The organism is Acinetobacter sp. FDAARGOS_724, assembly GCF_013364475.1.
Lineage (GTDB): Bacteria > Pseudomonadota > Gammaproteobacteria > Pseudomonadales > Moraxellaceae > Acinetobacter > Acinetobacter variabilis.
The window spans coordinates 2402625-2420599 of record NZ_CP054908.1 but is presented as its reverse complement, the minus strand read 5'-3'; the positions used below and the strand labels follow the sequence as shown (position 1 = coordinate 2420599).

Genomic DNA, 17975 nt, shown 5'->3' with positions numbered 1-17975 from the left:
CGGCATGCAACAGCAATCTAATGGGCAAAACAAATTTTTGATTGATGCTGATATCGGAGATGATGATGTCACATTACCGAGTTTACCTGCGGTTAATGTGCCGATTGTAGAAACACCAAGCGCAACTGCTGAAGTTTCTGCACCTGTGGCGACGGAAGCTCAGGAAGAAGAACCTGCTACAAAAGGCGGTTTCTTTAGCCGTATGAAAGAGGGTTTAACCAAAACCCGTAAAAATCTTGCCGATGGGATGGTCAATATCCTGATTGGTGGCAAAGAAATTGACGATGAATTATTAGAAGAAGTTGAAGAACAGCTTTTGGTTGCAGACATCGGTGTTGATGCGACTAAAACGATTATTGCCAATTTGACTGAACGTACCGCACGTGGTGACCTGATTTATTCTCACTCGCTGTATAAAGCGCTTCAGGAAGAACTGGTGGCTCTGCTGGCTCCGCGTGTAAAACCACTGCATATCGATCCAAACAAAAATCCGTATGTGATTCTGGTGGTGGGTGTAAATGGTGTAGGTAAAACCACGACCATTGGTAAACTGGCAAAACGTCTGCAAGGCGAAGGTAAAAAAGTCATGCTGGCTGCGGGTGATACTTTCCGTGCTGCTGCAACTGAGCAGTTACAGATCTGGGGTGAACGCAACAATATTGCCGTCGTAGCCCAAGGTCATGGTGCTGACTCTGCTTCAGTCATTTTTGATGCTTTCGAAAGTGCGCGTGCCAAAGGTGTGGATGTTTTAATTGCGGATACTGCAGGCCGTTTGCATAACAAAGGTCACCTGATGCAGGAATTGACCAAAGTTAAACGTGTCATGCAGAAGATTGATGCGACTGCGCCACATGAAGTGATGCTGGTGGTGGATGCTGGTACAGGGCAGAATGCCATTAATCAAGTTGAAATGTTTGATGAAGCAGTAGGTTTAACGGGTTTAACCATTACCAAGCTGGATGGTACCGCCAAAGGTGGCGTGCTGTTTAATATTGCCAGCCGTACGCATGTACCGATTCGCTTTATCGGTGTAGGTGAGAAAATTGATGACTTACGTCCATTCTCAGCAAAATCATTCGTTGCGGCATTGTTTGAAACTGAAAAATAATTAATGCGATTTGCACCACATAAACTCCGCTAAATGCGGAGTTTGTTGTTTTAAAGGGTTTAAATGTTCTAAAAAGCAGCATGAAAAAAAACAGCAAATCCTGCCTACCTGAATAAACCCATTATAATTTTATGGGATTTGCCTGGTGATTGAAGTTCAGGCTATATGTAGAGGGTAAAAAATAGCATTACTCAATAAAATTGGGCAGGTATTAACAAATGACCTTACTAAGGATTTTAAATTTCCTAAAAAGAGTAAAGCAGTTGAACATTTAGAATTCACTTTTGTTGAGAAATTAAAAAAGTGCCGTGGGCCTTATCAGCTAGGTAAGCGTGTGCATTATAGTCAGGCTTATCTGACCGAGCTGATTCAGGAAGCAGTGCATAGCTGTCCTTCAACCTATAATTCACAAAGTGTGCGCTGGCTGATTCCGGTCTGGGGGCTTCTTTGCAACATTATAATGCACAGATGAATCACCCTGTAGCTGAGCATTTTAAAATTGATGAAAACTGGTTGCTACGTGCTCAGCTCTGTTTCGGTTCAATTGAAGAAGCAATAGAAGATAAAATTGAGTTTGTAAATCCAGACAGCTTCCTGGTATTTAGCTAAGACCGGCGATTTTTGAAATTAGCATGCGCTAAGGTGATTGATACAAAGGATCAACCTTAACATCTCTGAGAATGTTCTATAAATAAAACACATTGTTATCGAAATAAGACTGTTTTGGGCAGTGAAAATGCTTAGGATGATCTTATCGGTTTTTAATAATCAGAATAGAACGAGGTGAGATCATGGCATTTCTAGATCATATTAAAAAACGCCGTAGTATTTATGTCATTGGGAAAAATGTCAGCCTGGATCAGGCAGAAATTGAGTACATCATTAAAGAGGCGGTGAAACATAGTCCATCATCTTTTAACTCGCAATCTTCACGCGTAGTGATTTTGTTTGGTCAATCACATGATACTTTCTGGCATATTGTGCGTGAAACTTTACGCGACTTGGTGTCGGCAGATGCTTTTGAGGCTACCAATAGCAAAATAGATGGTTTTGCGGCAGGTTATGGAACTGCACTGTTTTATGAAGACCAGAATGTCATTAAAGGAATGCAAGAAAAATTTGCGCTATATGCAGATAATTTCCCGATCTGGTCAGAGCATGCCAGCGGTATCGCTCAGTTTGCAACCTGGACAGCTTTGGCTGAACATAATATTGGTGCATCACTACAGCACTACAATCCGATCATTGATGAAGAAGTGGCGCAAACTTTCAGTATTCCATCGAACTGGAAGCTTCGTGCTCAATTGGTATTTGGTTCAATCGAAGCCCCTCCAGGTGAAAAAATCTTTATGGATGATGCAGAACGATTTAAGACCTTTGCATAATCGATTTAGAGATGAGAAAGAAGTACTGTTAAGTACTTCTTTTTTATGTGTGATATAGCAGAAATCAGAAGATAGATAGTCTGATAAATGCTGAGTAAAGTGCTGTAGAGGCAAAGCATTTGTCATAGAATTGTCATTTGTACACGGCATAGTGCAATGAAAATTTTATATATTAACCAGAATGAGTGAGTGACATGGATTTACGTATTACAGCAGCTGTAGTTGCATTATTGGGCAGCACATCAGCTTTTTCAGCCGTGACATTAACCGTACCTGAAGAAATCAAGATGATTGCAGTGAATGATCAGGAAGTACGTTCAGGTCTATTACGCTCAGATCAAACTTATAAACTGGATGCGGGTACGAATGCGATTAGTGTTCGTTATAATGAATTTTTCCAGCACAATGATAATTCTCATGACATTTTAAAATCTGGCGTAGTAACTGTAAAAACTCCAGAACTTAAAGATGGTGAAACTTATAAATTGGGTTTAATTAACGCGCCTAAAAATTTTGATGAAGCGAAAAAATATAAAGATCAGCCAATTATTGGTTTATATGATGCAAAAAATCAGCTTCTGGTTCAGCAGGCAGGAGCAAAAGATGCAGCGAAACCATTACTAGGGCAAAGTATTTTAGGAAAATCTGTGGATTTGACAACGAATAAAGTTGTAACTCCAACAAATCAGCCGGCAGCGGTCTACACTCAAACTGCAAGCACACCGAATGTGGCTACTGCAAACGTTCGGGAAAATGCATCAGTTGGTCAGGTTGATCAGCAATTAATTCAGTTGTGGAAACAGGCATCTAAAGCTGAACGACAAAAATTTATGAATTGGCTTGGCGAGCAGGCAAATTAAAATTTATTGTTCAATATTAAAAGGGATCGTACTCATACGATCCCTTTTAATAAAAACTAAACCAGTAGAAATTCACATTTGCTTAAACTTTTAGGCCAAAAATGACTGGAAAAAAGCATTAAAACTGCTAAAAATAGCAATTCAGATTAAAAAATAAACGTACGATATGCTTTTTTGAATATTTTTAAGAAAAGCTCTTGCACTGGTTCTGAAACTGTATAGAATACGCAGCACACCAATGCAATGCATGAAACAAAACGTTAAGTGGTTGGGTTGGAGCTTAAAACTGACGAGGTTTTAAGTAAGATCATTAAGAGATTATGAAGAACAACTTGTGTGGATTTTTACTGGTTGATTGATCGAAATTATTTTCATTGATTGATTGGTTTGAATTACTCGAAGTTTATTTGAGCGAAATTTAAGTCAGGAAATTGATGAGCCAAGTTTAAGAGTTTTACTTATAAAACTCGAAATGATTTTAACTGAAGAGTTTGATCATGGCTCAGATTGAACGCTGGCGGCAGGCTTAACACATGCAAGTCGAGCGGGGATAGGGTGCTTGCACCTGATTCCTAGCGGCGGACGGGTGAGTAATGCTTAGGAATCTGCCTATTAGTGGGGGACAACGTTCCGAAAGGGGCGCTAATACCGCATACGTCCTACGGGAGAAAGCAGGGGATCTTCGGACCTTGCGCTAATAGATGAGCCTAAGTCGGATTAGCTAGTTGGTGGGGTAAAGGCCTACCAAGGCGACGATCTGTAGCGGGTCTGAGAGGATGATCCGCCACACTGGGACTGAGACACGGCCCAGACTCCTACGGGAGGCAGCAGTGGGGAATATTGGACAATGGGGGGAACCCTGATCCAGCCATGCCGCGTGTGTGAAGAAGGCCTTTTGGTTGTAAAGCACTTTAAGCGAGGAGGAGGCTTACCTGGTTAATACCTGGGATAAGTGGACGTTACTCGCAGAATAAGCACCGGCTAACTCTGTGCCAGCAGCCGCGGTAATACAGAGGGTGCAAGCGTTAATCGGATTTACTGGGCGTAAAGCGCGCGTAGGTGGCTAATTAAGTCAAATGTGAAATCCCCGAGCTTAACTTGGGAATTGCATTCGATACTGGTTAGCTAGAGTATGGGAGAGGATGGTAGAATTCCAGGTGTAGCGGTGAAATGCGTAGAGATCTGGAGGAATACCGATGGCGAAGGCAGCCATCTGGCCTAATACTGACACTGAGGTGCGAAAGCATGGGGAGCAAACAGGATTAGATACCCTGGTAGTCCATGCCGTAAACGATGTCTACTAGCCGTTGGGGCCCTTGAGGCTTTAGTGGCGCAGCTAACGCGATAAGTAGACCGCCTGGGGAGTACGGTCGCAAGACTAAAACTCAAATGAATTGACGGGGGCCCGCACAAGCGGTGGAGCATGTGGTTTAATTCGATGCAACGCGAAGAACCTTACCTGGCCTTGACATACAGAGAACTTTCCAGAGATGGATTGGTGCCTTCGGGAACTCTGATACAGGTGCTGCATGGCTGTCGTCAGCTCGTGTCGTGAGGTGTTGGGTTAAGTCCCGCAACGAGCGCAACCCTTTTCCTTATTTGCCAGCACTTCGGGTGGGAACTTTAAGGATACTGCCAGTGACAAACTGGAGGAAGGCGGGGACGACGTCAAGTCATCATGGCCCTTACGGCCAGGGCTACACACGTGCTACAATGGTCGGTACAAAGGGTTGCTACTGCGCGAGCAGATGCTAATCTCAAAAAGCCGATCGTAGTCCGGATCGCAGTCTGCAACTCGACTGCGTGAAGTCGGAATCGCTAGTAATCGCGGATCAGAATGCCGCGGTGAATACGTTCCCGGGCCTTGTACACACCGCCCGTCACACCATGGGAGTTTGTTGCACCAGAAGTAGGTAGTCTAACCTTAGGGAGGACGCTTACCACGGTGTGGCCGATGACTGGGGTGAAGTCGTAACAAGGTAGCCGTAGGGGAACCTGCGGCTGGATCACCTCCTTAACGAAAGATTGACGATTGGTAAGAATCCACAACAAGTTGTTCTTCATGACGATGTATCTGAGGGTCTGTAGCTCAGTTGGTTAGAGCACACGCTTGATAAGCGTGGGGTCACAAGTTCAAGTCTTGTCAGACCCACCACTAACGACAAGCAAGCAATTGCAGAGTGAAGAAATCAGAGACATTGACTTATTGATAAGCTGGGGACTTAGCTTAGTTGGTAGAGCGCCTGCTTTGCACGCAGGAGGTCAGGAGTTCGACTCTCCTAGTCTCCACCACTCATTGCGATGCAATGAGTTAAACATTAAGCAAACGGTTTGATAGCTTATAGAGCTTAGTAAGAAAGCGGCGTATAATGCGCGGCATTGTTATTAATCTCTGTGATTTATCACAGTAATGCAGTCCGACGAGGATGCATTAAATCATTAACAGAATATATTTGAGTTGAAATAATTTGTTCATACTCATACAAGAGCGGAAACAGGAGATCGCAAGATTGATTGTTGAAGTGATTGAATGAGAACTAGCGAAATTAACTGAATCAAGCGTTTTGGTATATGAATCTAATTGAAGCTGTACAGTGATTAAGTTCACAAGATCGCAAACAACTACGTTGCTACACTGACTTGTAGGTGTAACGACTGTTTGGGGTTGTATAGTCAAGTAATTAAGTGCATGTGGTGGATGCCTTGGCAGTCAGAGGCGAAGAAAGACGTGATAGCCTGCGAAAAGCTCCGGGGAGGCGGCAAATATCCTGTGATCCGGAGATGTCTGAATGGGGAAACCCACCGGCTATAAGGTCGGTATCATAAACTGAATACATAGGTTTATGAGGCGAACGCGGAGAAGTGAAACATCTCAGTATCCGTAGGAAAAGAAATCAATTGAGATTCCCTCAGTAGCGGCGAGCGAAAGGGGAACAGCCCATTAAGTCATATCAGTTTTAGTGGAATGCTCTGGGAAGTGCAACCATAGTGGGTGATAGTCCTGTACACGAAAGGGCTGATATGATGATGTCGAGTAGGGCGAGGCACGTGAAACCTTGTCTGAATATAGGGGGACCATCCTCTAAGGCTAAATACTCCTGACTGACCGATAGTGAACCAGTACCGTGAGGGAAAGGCGAAAAGAACCCCTGTGAGGGGAGTGAAATAGATCCTGAAACCGCATGCATACAAGCAGTGGGAGCCACTTTGTGTGGTGACTGCGTACCTTTTGTATAATGGGTCAGCGACTTATATTCAGTAGCGAGGTTAACCGAATAGGGGAGCCGTAGAGAAATCGAGTCTTAATAGGGCGTATAGTTGCTGGGTATAGACCCGAAACCGGGTGATCTATCCATGAGCAGGTTGAAGGTTGGGTAACACTAACTGGAGGACCGAACCCACTGTCGTTGAAAAGCCAGGGGATGACTTGTGGATAGGGGTGAAAGGCTAATCAAACTCGGTGATAGCTGGTTCTCCCCGAAAGCTATTTAGGTAGCGCCTCGGACGAATACCATTGGGGGTAGAGCACTGTTTCGGCTAGGGGGTCATCCCGACTTACCAAACCGATGCAAACTCCGAATACCAATGAGTACTATCCGGGAGACAGACTGCGGGTGCTAACGTCCGTAGTCAAGAGGAAAACAATCCAGACCGCCAGCTAAGGTCCCTAAATCATAGTTAAGTGGGAAACGATGTGGGAAGGCATAGACAGCTAGGAGGTTGGCTTAGAAGCAGCCACCCTTTAAAGAAAGCGTAATAGCTCACTAGTCGAGTCGGCCTGCGCGGAAGATGTAACGGGGCTAAAACTATGTACCGAAGCTGCGGATTTGCAATTTATTGCAAGTGGTAGGGGAGCGTTCTGTAAGCCGATGAAGGTGGATTGAGAAGTCTGCTGGAGGTATCAGAAGTGCGAATGCTGACGTGAGTAACGACAAAACGGGTGAAAAACCCGTTCGCTGAAAGACCAAGGGTTCCAGTCCAACGTTAATCGGGGCTGGGTGAGTCGACCCCTAAGGCGAGGCCGAGAGGCGTAGTCGATGGGAAATTGGTTAATATTCCAATACTTCAGTGTAATGCGATGAGAGGACGGAGAAGGTTAAGTCAGCCTGGCGTTGGTTGTCCAGGTGGAAGACTGTAGGCATGCATCTTAGGCAAATCCGGGGTGCTCTATGCTGAGAGTTGATAGCAAGCCAGTTTACTGGTGAAGTGGCTGATACCATACTTCCAGGAAAAGTCTCTAAGCTTCAGTTACACTGGAATCGTACCCGAAACCGACACAGGTGGTCAGGTCGAGTAGACCAAAGCGCTTGAGAGAACTCTGCTGAAGGAACTAGGCAAAATGGTACCGTAACTTCGGGAGAAGGTACGCTGCCGGCGGTGATAGGACTTGCTCCTTGAGCTGTTGGCAGCCTCAGAAACCAGGCCGCTGCAACTGTTTATTAAAAACATAGCACTCTGCAAACACGAAAGTGGACGTATAGGGTGTGATGCCTGCCCGGTGCTGGAAGGTTAATTGATGGGGTTAGCGTAAGCGAAGCTCTTGATCGAAGCCCCAGTAAACGGCGGCCGTAACTATAACGGTCCTAAGGTAGCGAAATTCCTTGTCGGGTAAGTTCCGACCTGCACGAATGGCATAATGATGGCGGCGCTGTCTCCAGCAGAGGCTCAGTGAAATCGAATTCGCCGTGAAGATGCGGTGTACCCGCGGCTAGACGGAAAGACCCCGTGAACCTTTACTGCAGCTTGACATTGAACTTTGATCTTACTTGTGTAGGATAGGTGGGAGGCTTTGAAGTGGTGACGCTAGTTGCCATGGAGCCGTCCTTGAAATACCACCCTGGTAATATTGAGGTTCTAACTCTGCTCCCTGATCGGGAGCGAGGACCATGTCTGGTGGGTAGTTTGACTGGGGCGGTCTCCTCCTAAAGAGTAACGGAGGAGTACGAAGGTGCGCTCAGCGTGGTCGGAAATCACGCGTAGAGTATAAAGGCAAAAGCGCGCTTAACTGCGAGACCCACAAGTCGAGCAGGTACGAAAGTAGGTCTTAGTGATCCGGTGGTTCTGTATGGAAGGGCCATCGCTCAACGGATAAAAGGTACTCTGGGGATAACAGGCTGATACCGCCCAAGAGTTCATATCGACGGCGGTGTTTGGCACCTCGATGTCGGCTCATCTCATCCTGGGGCTGAAGCAGGTCCCAAGGGTATGGCTGTTCGCCATTTAAAGAGGTACGCGAGCTGGGTTTAGAACGTCGTGAGACAGTTCGGTCCCTATCTACCGTGGGCGCTGGAAATTTGAGAGGATCTGCTCCTAGTACGAGAGGACCAGAGTGGACGAACCTCTGGTGTACCGGTTGTGACGCCAGTCGCATCGCCGGGTAGCTATGTTCGGAAGGGATAACCGCTGAAAGCATCTAAGCGGGAAGCCTACCTCAAGATAAGATTTCCCCGAGACTTTATGTCTCCTAAAGAGCCGTTGAAGACTACGACGTTGATAGGTTGGATGTGGAAGCATAGCGATATGTGAAGCTGACCAATACTAATTGCTCGTGAGGCTTGACTATACAACACCCAAGCAGTTGTATATAAAGCATCAATTGATTTCATATTGATCTAACGATCAGACGAAGCCTTGATTTAGTTAAGCTAATCGAACAAACTAATGCGACTCAGATACATCTGTTAATGAACTCTATTTGAAGAAAGCTAGGCAAACGAAGCGCAAGCAACGTAGATAAGACCATAGCGAGTAAGCATACCAGTTGTGCTGGCGACCATAGCAAGAGTGAACCACCTGATCCCTTCCTGAACTCAGAAGTGAAACCTCTTAGCGCTGATGGTAGTGTGGGGTCTCCCATGTGAGAGTAAGTCATCGCCAGCTCATTATTCCTAAAAAGCCCTCTGCTCACGCAGGGGGCTTTTTTTATGCGTGGGGTTTAATAAGACAAGATAAAAATGGCTTAAATTTAATTTAAGCCGTTTTATTTATGTATTAATATTTCTGGAATGCATTTACTTAATTATTAGTACATTCTAATTACATTGATTTTTTAAGTTGCTTCTGGTGCGTTAAAACCTCTTTTGCATATTTTTTGCCTTGTTTACGCATTTTCCGATCTTTCTCATAGGCAGTAGGGCCTACATTATAATAGCCCAGTGCTTTTTCTAGGCTACCGCTAGATTCCTGATAACGTGACAGAATATAACTCCCACATCCAATATTGACTGCTTCATTAAATAAATCAGGTCCACAGGTAGATTGCCAATAACGCGGAACAATTTGCATAAGACCCACTGCACCTGCAGGTGAAGCGACCTGACTGCGATAGGTAGATTCCTGTCGAATCACGGCTGCTACTAGCAAGGGATCTATACTATGTCTTTCTGCATTCTGAATAATTAAAGGTGAAACGCGAGTAGCAGTTGTCGCAGGCACAGCATATGCAGTCTGAATTCCTTGAGACAGTTTAGCAGAGCGTTTTTCTAAGGAGTTACCTCCTAGTGAAGAGCAAGCACTTATTAATATTGTACTAAAGCCAAGCATCCCAATTTTTAAAGTAGTAGGATTTAAGACCTTTAATAACGAATAGTTTTTGCCAGAAAATTTGCCCAACAACTTTCAGCTTCCCTGTATTTTTAAAATTAGATTGATCTTAGGAAGATGTATTAAAATCGTCAAGAAATTAGATGATTTGTTTACAAAGACAAATTAGATTTTGTTGAATAATGAATTTTTTATGAAGAATTGTTTAAAGAAAAGCCAGTTAGTAGCCGAATTTGTATCTCTGGCTTTTCTTTAAAGTGTATGTGTTTAGATGCAAAAGAAAGCTTAGTCTAAAGTTTTTAGCATCCAGATTTCACAAGCTGCACTATGACCTGTATTGCCTTCGGGATGATCGAGATGTTCAAAACCTAATTTTTCGTAAAGCTTCACTGCCTGCCAAAGACTTGCAGTAGTCTCAAGATAGATTCGTTTAAAGTTCTGCTCATGAGCAAAGTCAAAGGTCAGATTTAAAATCTTTTTTGCAAATCCATAACGACGAATAATGGGTAAGAAATACATTTTCTGTATTTCTAGAATACTCTGATCACCCTCTAATGGCGCAATACCTCCGCCACCAAAGACTTGATCCTGCTCATCGATAATGACCCAATAAGCTGCATTTGGCTGCTGATATACTTCATACAGGTTATCCAGGATTGAATCACCGACAGCAAAACCGGATTCTGCTGCAAGTCCGAATTCTACGGAAACTTCACGAATAATCTTGGCAATTTGAGCATTATCTTGAGGTTGTATAGGACGAATAGAATACATAGGTTATGACATAAAAAAGGATGGAAATTTTATAGTCCGAAAACCATAAAAAATCCATCCTTTTTGTTGATTCATTCTTTAATGAAGCGGTATTTTCAGTTTTTTATTATTTTAATTCACTTGAAGATTTACCTAGTTCACGTCGAGCAATAATCAGTTGCTGGATCTGTTGAGTTCCTTCGAAAATATCCAGAATCTTGGAGTCACGTGCCCATTTTTCTAAAAGTTCTGCCTCGTTATAGCCTATAGATGCTGCTAATTCGACACATTTCAAAGTGATTTCATTCGCGATACGACCCGCCTTGGCTTTAGCAATAGAAGCTTCACGGGAATTAGGCTTACGATTATCCGCCATCCACGCAGCTTTTAACATTAATAAACGGGCAGATTCCCATTCGGCTTCCATACGATAAATCTGCGCTGCAATATTCGATGTTTGTAAGTAAGGTGTATGGTACTCAGAATCTAGCTGATCCTTAAAAATTTCCTTGGTTCTCTCTAAAGAAGCTTTAGAGCAACCAATTGCCATCGCTGCAACGAGTGGGCGGGTATTATCAAAAGTTTCCATGACCCCAGCAAAACCCTTGGCCACATCAATTTCAGCATGTCCAAGCAAATTAGCAGCAGGTATACGACAATCAATAAAACTAATTGCAGCCGTATCCGAGGCTTTAATGCCTAGCTTATGTTCCAGACGCTCGATTTTCATGCCGGGTGTGCCTTTGGGTACGACAAAGGATTTAATTGCAGCACGGCCAAGTTTTTTATCTAAAGTCGCCCAGACGACAACCGCATCTGCACGTTCGCCAGAGGTGACAAAGATTTTTTCACCATTGAGGATATAGTCATCACCATCTTTAATGGCAGTGGTACGAATGGCAGCTGAATCCGAACCACAGCCTGGTTCAGTAATCGCCATCGCTGCCCAGATACCGTGAAAGCGTTGTAACTGTTCGTCATTAGCAACGGCAGCAATGGCTGAATTTCCTAAACCTTGACGCGGCATGGATAAAAGTAATCCGGTATCGCCATAACACATTTCGACAGTACTAAGTGCTGTCGACATATTGACGCCATTTTTATTGCTTTCATCGCTATCACCGCGTTTATTGACCGCAGCTCCTGCATTCATGCCTTCGCTGCCTTGGTTCATACCATCGACGACAGAGGCAAGCATATCCAACTCTTTCGGATAAGCATGTTCAGCTTTGTCATATTTGCGTGAAATAGGGCGGAGTACATTTAGAGCAACTTCATGTGCCTGATCAATCAGCAATTTGAATTTTTTAGGATTTTGCAAGTTCATCTATTTTTTTCCTTATTCTTTGCTCAGGCATGAAGGCCAGAATGTACGATTGCTGTTGCTCTTAAGTCCCGATACCAGCGTTCTACCGGATGTTCCTTGGTGAAGCCATGTCCGCCGAGAATCTGCACGCCATCTGTGCCAATTTTCATGGATTTTTCTGCACAGAGCAGACGGGCCAGATAAGCTTCACGATGAAAATCCTGTCCGGATTCTGCCAGACTGGCGGCATTCAGGATCAGCATTTGCATAGCATCAATTTCAATCGCCATATCTGCAATCATAAAAGCTACACTTTGCCGATGGGAAATTGGTTCACCAAAGGCTGTGCGTTCATTGGCATATTGCACACAGTATTTTTTAACCGCTTCACAGGTACCGACCGCCATGGCACACCACATCAAGTTACCCAGATCAATAAAAGCGGTGTAATCAAAATCGTCATCTCCCAGGCGTTGTGCCGGTGTGTTATTAAATTTGAGATTCATGGTTTGAGTGGCTTTCAGGCCCATAGCCGAAGATTTTTGTGCAGTAATAGTATTATTGCGTTGCATAATAAATACTTCGGTTTTGCCATTCAGATCTGCACTGACCAGATAGATATCAGCAGTTTCTCCGAGCATCACCAAGGTTTTTTCACCATTAATTAAATAGTGATCTCCATTCGACGTTGCTTGAGTTTTTGGTGGTGTTTCAAAAAGTATGCTGAAACAAAGCAGGTTGAATTTTGATAAAATAGAGAAATGCGAATAACTCTAGAAATCAAATGTCCAACCTGCCTCAGTGACAGTATAAAGAAAAATGGCATCAAAGTAGATGGGAAACAAAACTATCAGTGCAAAGACTGTAAACGTCAGTTTATTGGTGACCATGCTCTGAGCTATCTAGGATGTAATTCAGGCATTACTCGAAAAATATTACAGTTGATGGTCAGAGGTAGTGGTATACGAGATATCGCTGAAGTTGAGCGAATCAGTATCGGTAAAGTTTTACGTACTTTAACCGAATCGACCTACCAAATTCAGCCTAAACAAAGTCATTATGAGTCTCTTGAAGTTGATGAGTTTTGGACTTTCGTGGGAAATAAAAATAATAAACAATGGCTTATTTACGCCTACCATCGAGAAACAGGTGAGATTGTTGCTTATGTTTGGGGTAAAAGAGACTTAGCTACAGTTCAACGATTGAAGACAAAGCTTAAACAATTAGGTATTCACTACACCCGAATTGCAAGTGATCATTGGGACAGTTTCATCACTGCTTTTAAAAACTGCAAGCAAAGTATTGGTAAATTTTTTACTGTAGGTATTGAAGGTAATAATTGCAAAATAAGGCATCGAATTAGGCGCGGTTTTAGAAGGAGTTGTAATTTTTCAAAAAAGATTGAAAACCATTTTAAAGCTTTCGACTTAACCTTTTTTTACATCAATAATGGCTTCATTTAATGTCAGCATACTTTTTGAAACACCACCGAGTTTTTAACTGATAAGGATTAAAGGCGGCTGTTGCTTCCTGTACTGCGAAGGTAGCTTTAAGATGAGGATCATCAGCGAATGCAGTCAAATACTCAGCCTGAACCTGTTCTGAACCCCAATGGGTAATCGCATTAATCACACTAAAGGTAGAAAGCAGTCCAGCGGTCAGACTGAAATCACCTTGAGCCAACTGTTGAGCCATCAGGACATTGCTGACGATATTCTGTTCTGCAGCTACACCACCTAAAGCTTCAGGCAGCGCATAAAAATTAAGACCCAGATCAGTTGAATATTGCCAGAGTTCCTCTAGGAAGATTTCATGATGATCTGCATCATGTGCCAAGGGATAAAGGACTTCGCTGGCAAACTGTTGCATCGCCTCGCAGGTCATTTGCTGTTCTTCAGTCAGATTCAGATCAAACAGGGATTTGGACTGATGTGGTAAACGTTGTCTTTGAATTTTCTGACCAGATTTTAGGATTTTCTGAGTTTGGCTGAGTGTTTTAAAACCTGCTTTGGAACTTTGATAAAGAGATTTTTCTAAAAATTTACGCAGCTTTAATTGGTCGAGTAAATCACTTCCAGCCACTTTGGTCAGGATGGACAAGCCAAATCCTTGTGCTTTGTTCACCATATTGTTCATTCTAATTATCCTACGGGGTGTTATCTTATTTGCCTGATGTTGACATGCAGTTCTAGAAAAAACCATGTCATCAATGACATGAATCATTGTCAATCTATCATTAAAATAAAGAGAGGATTTAAATATTTAAGATATTGAAAATAAATAGAAAAATAAAATAAGAAAAATTTGGTTTTTATCAAAAATTGACCCGAATGACAAAATCATCCGGGTCTTATATAAGGCTAATAATAACTTAGTCTATTAGAGATGACGTTTAATCATTGCGCGTACATTAGTTTTCGCATCAATCACCGTCATGAAGGTATAAGCACCAATAAACTTACGGCTAATAAACATAAATTCTTTAGGCGGTACACTGAAATAACGTGAAGCCATGGATTTAGAAGCCTGCTGCATCACACGGCTATGAAGCTGGCTTTTTTTCCAGTTATAGCGGTCATGTTCATCCATCACACCTGGAGGCAAGTCTTTATTGTTCATTGGCGAGCTGAAGGCTTCTGTGGCTAACAGAAAGACTTTTGCCATATCCGGTTTGATGCTAGGCGGAATAGAATCAAAGAATTCATAACCGGTCATGGCTTTCACCATCATGTCTGAATCATGATGATAACCGGCCTGGATCAGGTTACGTGCTACATTGAGTAGATGCTGGTCAAACTGACGGATTGCACCGAAGTCGAGAAGCACAATCTTGTCCTGGATATTTTCACCATCCCCTAGACGTACCAGGTAATTGCCGAAATTCGGGTCAGTCTGCATCTCGCCCCATTCAAAAATCTCACGTACTGCGATTTCAAGGGAAGCTTCCCCCAGTTTATTACGACGTTCCTGTGGTAGAGACAGCATCACTGGACTATTGATCGGTACACCACGTTCAAAGGTCATACACAGGACACGGTCAGTACAATAGTTATCGATGATGGTCGGTACGATATATCGTGGATCATTTTGCAGACGTTTACAGAAACGACGGGTCGTATCCGCCTCAATTTTATAATTGACCTCACGATGCATCATCTCACGAACTTCATCGAACCATTGATCAAATTCACGGGTTTGCGGCACCATACGGGTCAATTTGAGCATGTTCTTAAACAGGCTCATATCAGAATCAATAGCCTCAGCTACACCCGGGTACTGGATTTTAAGCACCAGTTCCATGCCATCTGACTTGCGTACAGCACGGTGAACCTGAGCCAAAGAGGCGGTACCTAGGGGCTCATGATCAACCGTCAGATCATCTAGCTTGGAACCTAATTGCTGTTGTAATTGAGCTTTGATCGCCGGCCACGCCAAAGCAACTGTTTTATTATTTAACGTATTTAAGGCTTGAGTGACCTCTTCTGGCAGAAAATGTTCGCCATACAGGGCCATCATCTGGCCAATTTTGACAATTGAACCTTTAAGCTTGCCAATTTCTGCAACCAGATAATCGGCCTGTTCTTTCATGGCTTTTTTGCGTCTTCTTTCTTTTTCTTCTTCACTCGAGAACATAGAACCCGCACTGGATGCTGCCCAGCGCGTACCTGCCAGCAAAGATGCCTTTGCGATCGATAAGCGTCGATCCATTGAGGAAGTTTTCAATTGTTTAAGCTTATCGTTCTGATCTGACATGTAAACTCAATCCTTTTATCAGCATAAAGCGGAATAAATCATTGTAGTGGATATTACCGTGTCTGCACGTATTAAAAAAGTTTAAGCCGCTGAATTCACGGTGAAAATCTCGGCAAGAGCATATCGCTTGCCGTTTTGACCAGTGTAGGGTGAATATTATGACATTTGAAATTGAATTTTTAATTCAGATCGTTGTTGTAACTGTTGTTTATTTGTTTGAATATGTTGATGAATTAGGTTCTGGACTGTTTCATGCATAAAACCCAGCGCATAACCCTTCACAATAATGATGCTTGGCAGGCTGAAAAACAGGTATTTGGCATCTTCCAAAGTCGCGCTACTAAATACGCCTTGCTGCATTAATGTGGTTTGTAAAAATACCTTTTCCTGCTGCACCTGACTGGATAACTGGTCATTCCAGTAGTTCTGGCGCATGGCCATAAGATTGTTGTGCTTATAGCTCATAAGATCTGGGCTCGTTTGGACATCATTGCCGAATTATATGCGGCCATAAAATCAAGTTTCAACCAAAGAACTGTGACATCTTTTTAAGTGAGAAAAATATAGGATTTTATCGGGGACTAAGTTAGTATCAGGCAATAATTTAAACAAGATTCATTATTCAATATTGATTGGAAACAAGCCAGTTTTGGTGAAGGGGATATTATGCGTTTTGCATGTTTATTAATGGCAGGTTGTTTGGGGACGGTGGCATTACAGGTTCAGGCGGCTACAGGTTATTCTCAGGAATATATCCAGTGCATGAACTTTAGTTATGGCAATACAGCTAAACTGCAAAAATGTGTGAAAAAAGAATTAAAAGCACAGAATAAACGTCTGAAGAAAAACTATAAGACTTATCTGGAATTGAATGCGGGTTATCGTAATAATATTCGTGATCAGCATACAGTGTGGCAAAGTAAGCTTACTCAACAATGCAAGCTGACCATGAATACTCAATATGCCCAGATTAAACAGGGTCAATGTGCGCTGGAGATGGTAAAAGATCAGGCGAATTTGTATCAATCGCGTTCTTATCGTGCCGGTGCTTAAACTGATTTTAAGTTAATAAATCCTTCTGGAAATAGCGATAAATCTCAAAAAGCGAGATTCTAATCTGCCTGAAATCCAGAAGATCTGTCATTGATAAACCATGGAGAATTCGGGTTTTTCATGGTTTTGGCATTATAAAAGACCTCAAAACAAGGTATCATAAGGCGTTCTAAAAAATGACCTTGGAGACGCCTTAAGTGGATCGACCGACTATTAGCCCTGAACATTTGCAGGAAGCCGCTGAAAATTTAACTACCATTCGTGATTTTATTCGTTTTGGGGTTACAGCATTACGTCAATACGATGCGCACTTAGGTCAAGGTACAGAAGATTATTTTGCTGAAAGTTCAGCGCTGGTTCTACAAACCTTGTCACTGGACTGGAATGCAGATCCTGAAATTCTGGACTCTAAATTATTGCCAAGCGAAGTGGCTGAGTTCTTGAGCTTGCTAGAACGCCGCATTAATGAACGTGTTCCAACCTCTTATTTATTGAATCTAGCCTATTTCTTCGGCAAGCCATTCTATGTGGATGAGCGTGTTCTGATTCCACGTTCGCCAATCGTTGAGCTGATTGAAAACCGCTTTGCTCCTTATTGCCTGACTGAAAATGGTGAAATGGGTGCAGCAGTAAATAACCTGCCAGAAAATCCGAATCCAAAAACTCCACAACGTATTCTGGATATGTGTACCGGTTCTGGCTGTATCGCGATTGCATTGGCCTATGCTTTCCCGGATTCAGAAGTGGATGCAACTGATATTTCTAAAGAAGCTTTGGAAGTGGCGCAGATTAACTGTGAACATCACAGTAAGCAGTACCAAGTAGCGTTACTTGAATCTGATCTGTTCGCTAAAATTCCAGCTGAAAACCAATATGATCTAATCGTATCTAATCCTCCATATGTCGATGCAGAGGATATGGCTGATCTTCCTGATGAATTCCATCATGAGCCAGAGCTGGCATTGGCTGCTGGTCAAGACGGTCTGGATCTAGTTCGCAAGATGCTGGCTCAAGCAGCTGATTATCTGACTGAAGATGGTTTGATCGTGATTGAAGTGGGTAATTCTGAATGGGCGATGAAGCAAAACTTCAATACCGTTGATTTCCACTGGTTGCAGTTCCAACGTGGTGGTTCAGGTATCTTTGCACTGACTGCAGCCCAATGCCGTCAATATCGTGATTTATTCATTCAATCTGTTAATTCATAAGGAGTC

11 protein-coding genes, 2 tRNA genes, 3 rRNA genes and 3 pseudogenes are annotated in these 17975 nt (G+C 43.0%); 12 read left to right on the top strand and 7 right to left on the bottom strand.

All coding sequences use genetic code 11. The features are described 5' to 3' along the window. Positions 1-4: 4 nt before the first annotated feature. The 9 genes and pseudogenes from ftsY to rrf all read left to right on the top strand — a co-directional run bounded on the left by ftsY (position 5) and on the right by rrf (position 9233). Positions 5-1108 carry a signal recognition particle-docking protein FtsY gene (gene ftsY / locus FOC32_RS12745; protein ID WP_034171087.1) on the top strand — a complete coding sequence of 368 codons (1104 nt, stop codon included), beginning with the start codon at positions 5-7 and terminating at the stop codon, positions 1106-1108. Between the two features lie 181 nt (positions 1109-1289). Continuing rightward, positions 1290-1717 (top strand): annotated as a pseudogene (locus tag FOC32_RS12740) (hypothetical protein). Positions 1718-1899: 182 nt separating this feature from the next. Next, positions 1900-2493, top strand: a complete 594-nt coding sequence (locus FOC32_RS12735; protein WP_104426044.1) for a nitroreductase family protein — start codon at positions 1900-1902, stop codon at positions 2491-2493. A 194-nt stretch (positions 2494-2687) separates the two neighbouring features. Continuing rightward, on the top strand, positions 2688-3353 hold the full coding sequence (locus FOC32_RS12730; RefSeq protein ID WP_104426045.1) for a DUF2057 domain-containing protein: 666 nt from the start codon (positions 2688-2690) through the stop codon (positions 3351-3353). Between the two features lie 479 nt (positions 3354-3832). Next, positions 3833-5370 (top strand): 16S ribosomal RNA (locus FOC32_RS12725). A 61-nt stretch (positions 5371-5431) separates the two neighbouring features. After that, positions 5432-5508, top strand: a tRNA-Ile gene (locus tag FOC32_RS12720). A gap of 61 nt (positions 5509-5569) precedes the next feature. Then, positions 5570-5645, top strand: a tRNA-Ala gene (locus tag FOC32_RS12715). A gap of 379 nt (positions 5646-6024) precedes the next feature. After that, a 23S ribosomal RNA gene (locus FOC32_RS12710) occupies positions 6025-8916 on the top strand. Between the two features lie 202 nt (positions 8917-9118). After that, a 5S ribosomal RNA gene (gene rrf, locus FOC32_RS12705) occupies positions 9119-9233 on the top strand. Together the 16S, 23S and 5S rRNA genes with 2 tRNA genes alongside form the textbook arrangement of a ribosomal RNA operon. 156 nt (positions 9234-9389) lie before the next feature. Here the strand turns inward: rrf and FOC32_RS12700 are convergent. From FOC32_RS12700 to FOC32_RS12685, 4 genes and pseudogenes are all read right to left on the bottom strand, one after another. Beyond that, complete coding sequence (locus tag FOC32_RS12700) at positions 9390-9896, bottom strand: lytic transglycosylase domain-containing protein (protein WP_227504435.1); 507 nt, start codon at positions 9894-9896, stop codon at positions 9390-9392. A 285-nt stretch (positions 9897-10181) separates the two neighbouring features. After that, complete coding sequence (locus FOC32_RS12695) at positions 10182-10670, bottom strand: GNAT family N-acetyltransferase (protein ID WP_104426046.1); 489 nt, start codon at positions 10668-10670, stop codon at positions 10182-10184. A 106-nt stretch (positions 10671-10776) separates the two neighbouring features. Then, positions 10777-11976 carry an acyl-CoA dehydrogenase family protein gene (locus FOC32_RS12690; protein ID WP_104426047.1) on the bottom strand — a complete coding sequence of 400 codons (1200 nt, stop codon included), beginning with the start codon at positions 11974-11976 and terminating at the stop codon, positions 10777-10779. A 23-nt stretch (positions 11977-11999) separates the two neighbouring features. Continuing rightward, positions 12000-12623, bottom strand: a pseudogene (locus FOC32_RS12685) (acyl-CoA dehydrogenase family protein); the annotation flags it as partial. A gap of 93 nt (positions 12624-12716) precedes the next feature. On the opposite strand from FOC32_RS12685, the gene FOC32_RS12680 reads away from it, so the two are divergent. Then, complete coding sequence (locus FOC32_RS12680; RefSeq protein ID WP_001223318.1) at positions 12717-13418, top strand: IS1-like element ISPa14 family transposase; 702 nt, start codon at positions 12717-12719, stop codon at positions 13416-13418. Between the two features lie 25 nt (positions 13419-13443). Here FOC32_RS12680 and FOC32_RS12675 read toward each other — a convergent pair. From FOC32_RS12675 to FOC32_RS12665, 3 genes and pseudogenes are all read right to left on the bottom strand, one after another. Beyond that, a pseudogene (locus FOC32_RS12675) lies at positions 13444-14091 on the bottom strand (acyl-CoA dehydrogenase family protein); the annotation flags it as partial. A gap of 243 nt (positions 14092-14334) precedes the next feature. Next, on the bottom strand, positions 14335-15708 hold the full coding sequence (locus FOC32_RS12670) for an ABC1 kinase family protein (RefSeq protein WP_005235905.1): 1374 nt from the start codon (positions 15706-15708) through the stop codon (positions 14335-14337). A 156-nt stretch (positions 15709-15864) separates the two neighbouring features. Further along, positions 15865-16173, bottom strand: coding sequence for a hypothetical protein (locus FOC32_RS12665; protein ID WP_004785493.1), 309 nt, complete (start codon positions 16171-16173; stop codon positions 15865-15867). 201 nt (positions 16174-16374) lie between these two features. Between FOC32_RS12665 and FOC32_RS12660 the strand changes: the two genes are divergently transcribed. After that, positions 16375-16761 (top strand): lysozyme inhibitor LprI family protein, encoded by a 387-nt coding sequence (locus FOC32_RS12660; protein ID WP_104426048.1) that lies wholly within the window; start codon positions 16375-16377, stop codon positions 16759-16761. Positions 16762-16958: 197 nt separating this feature from the next. Further along, positions 16959-17969, top strand: coding sequence for a 50S ribosomal protein L3 N(5)-glutamine methyltransferase (gene prmB, locus FOC32_RS12655; protein ID WP_104426049.1), 1011 nt, complete (start codon positions 16959-16961; stop codon positions 17967-17969). Positions 17970-17975 lie beyond the last annotated feature (6 nt).

What these genes read in the sequence shown, in the direction of transcription:
- ftsY (WP_034171087.1), top strand. Translation starts at nt 5, where the DNA reads ATGCAACAGCAATCTAATGGGCAAAACAAATTTTTGATTGATGCTGAT.
- FOC32_RS12735 (WP_104426044.1), top strand. Translation starts at nt 1,900, where the DNA reads ATGGCATTTCTAGATCATATTAAAAAACGCCGTAGTATTTATGTCATT.
- FOC32_RS12730 (WP_104426045.1), top strand. Translation starts at nt 2,688, where the DNA reads ATGGATTTACGTATTACAGCAGCTGTAGTTGCATTATTGGGCAGCACA.
- FOC32_RS12700 (WP_227504435.1), bottom strand. Translation starts at nt 9,896, where the DNA reads ATGCTTGGCTTTAGTACAATATTAATAAGTGCTTGCTCTTCACTAGGA.
- FOC32_RS12695 (WP_104426046.1), bottom strand. Translation starts at nt 10,670, where the DNA reads ATGTATTCTATTCGTCCTATACAACCTCAAGATAATGCTCAAATTGCC.
- FOC32_RS12690 (WP_104426047.1), bottom strand. Translation starts at nt 11,976, where the DNA reads ATGAACTTGCAAAATCCTAAAAAATTCAAATTGCTGATTGATCAGGCA.
- FOC32_RS12680 (WP_001223318.1), top strand. Translation starts at nt 12,717, where the DNA reads ATGCGAATAACTCTAGAAATCAAATGTCCAACCTGCCTCAGTGACAGT.
- FOC32_RS12670 (WP_005235905.1), bottom strand. Translation starts at nt 15,708, where the DNA reads ATGTCAGATCAGAACGATAAGCTTAAACAATTGAAAACTTCCTCAATG.
- FOC32_RS12665 (WP_004785493.1), bottom strand. Translation starts at nt 16,173, where the DNA reads ATGAGCTATAAGCACAACAATCTTATGGCCATGCGCCAGAACTACTGG.
- FOC32_RS12660 (WP_104426048.1), top strand. Translation starts at nt 16,375, where the DNA reads ATGCGTTTTGCATGTTTATTAATGGCAGGTTGTTTGGGGACGGTGGCA.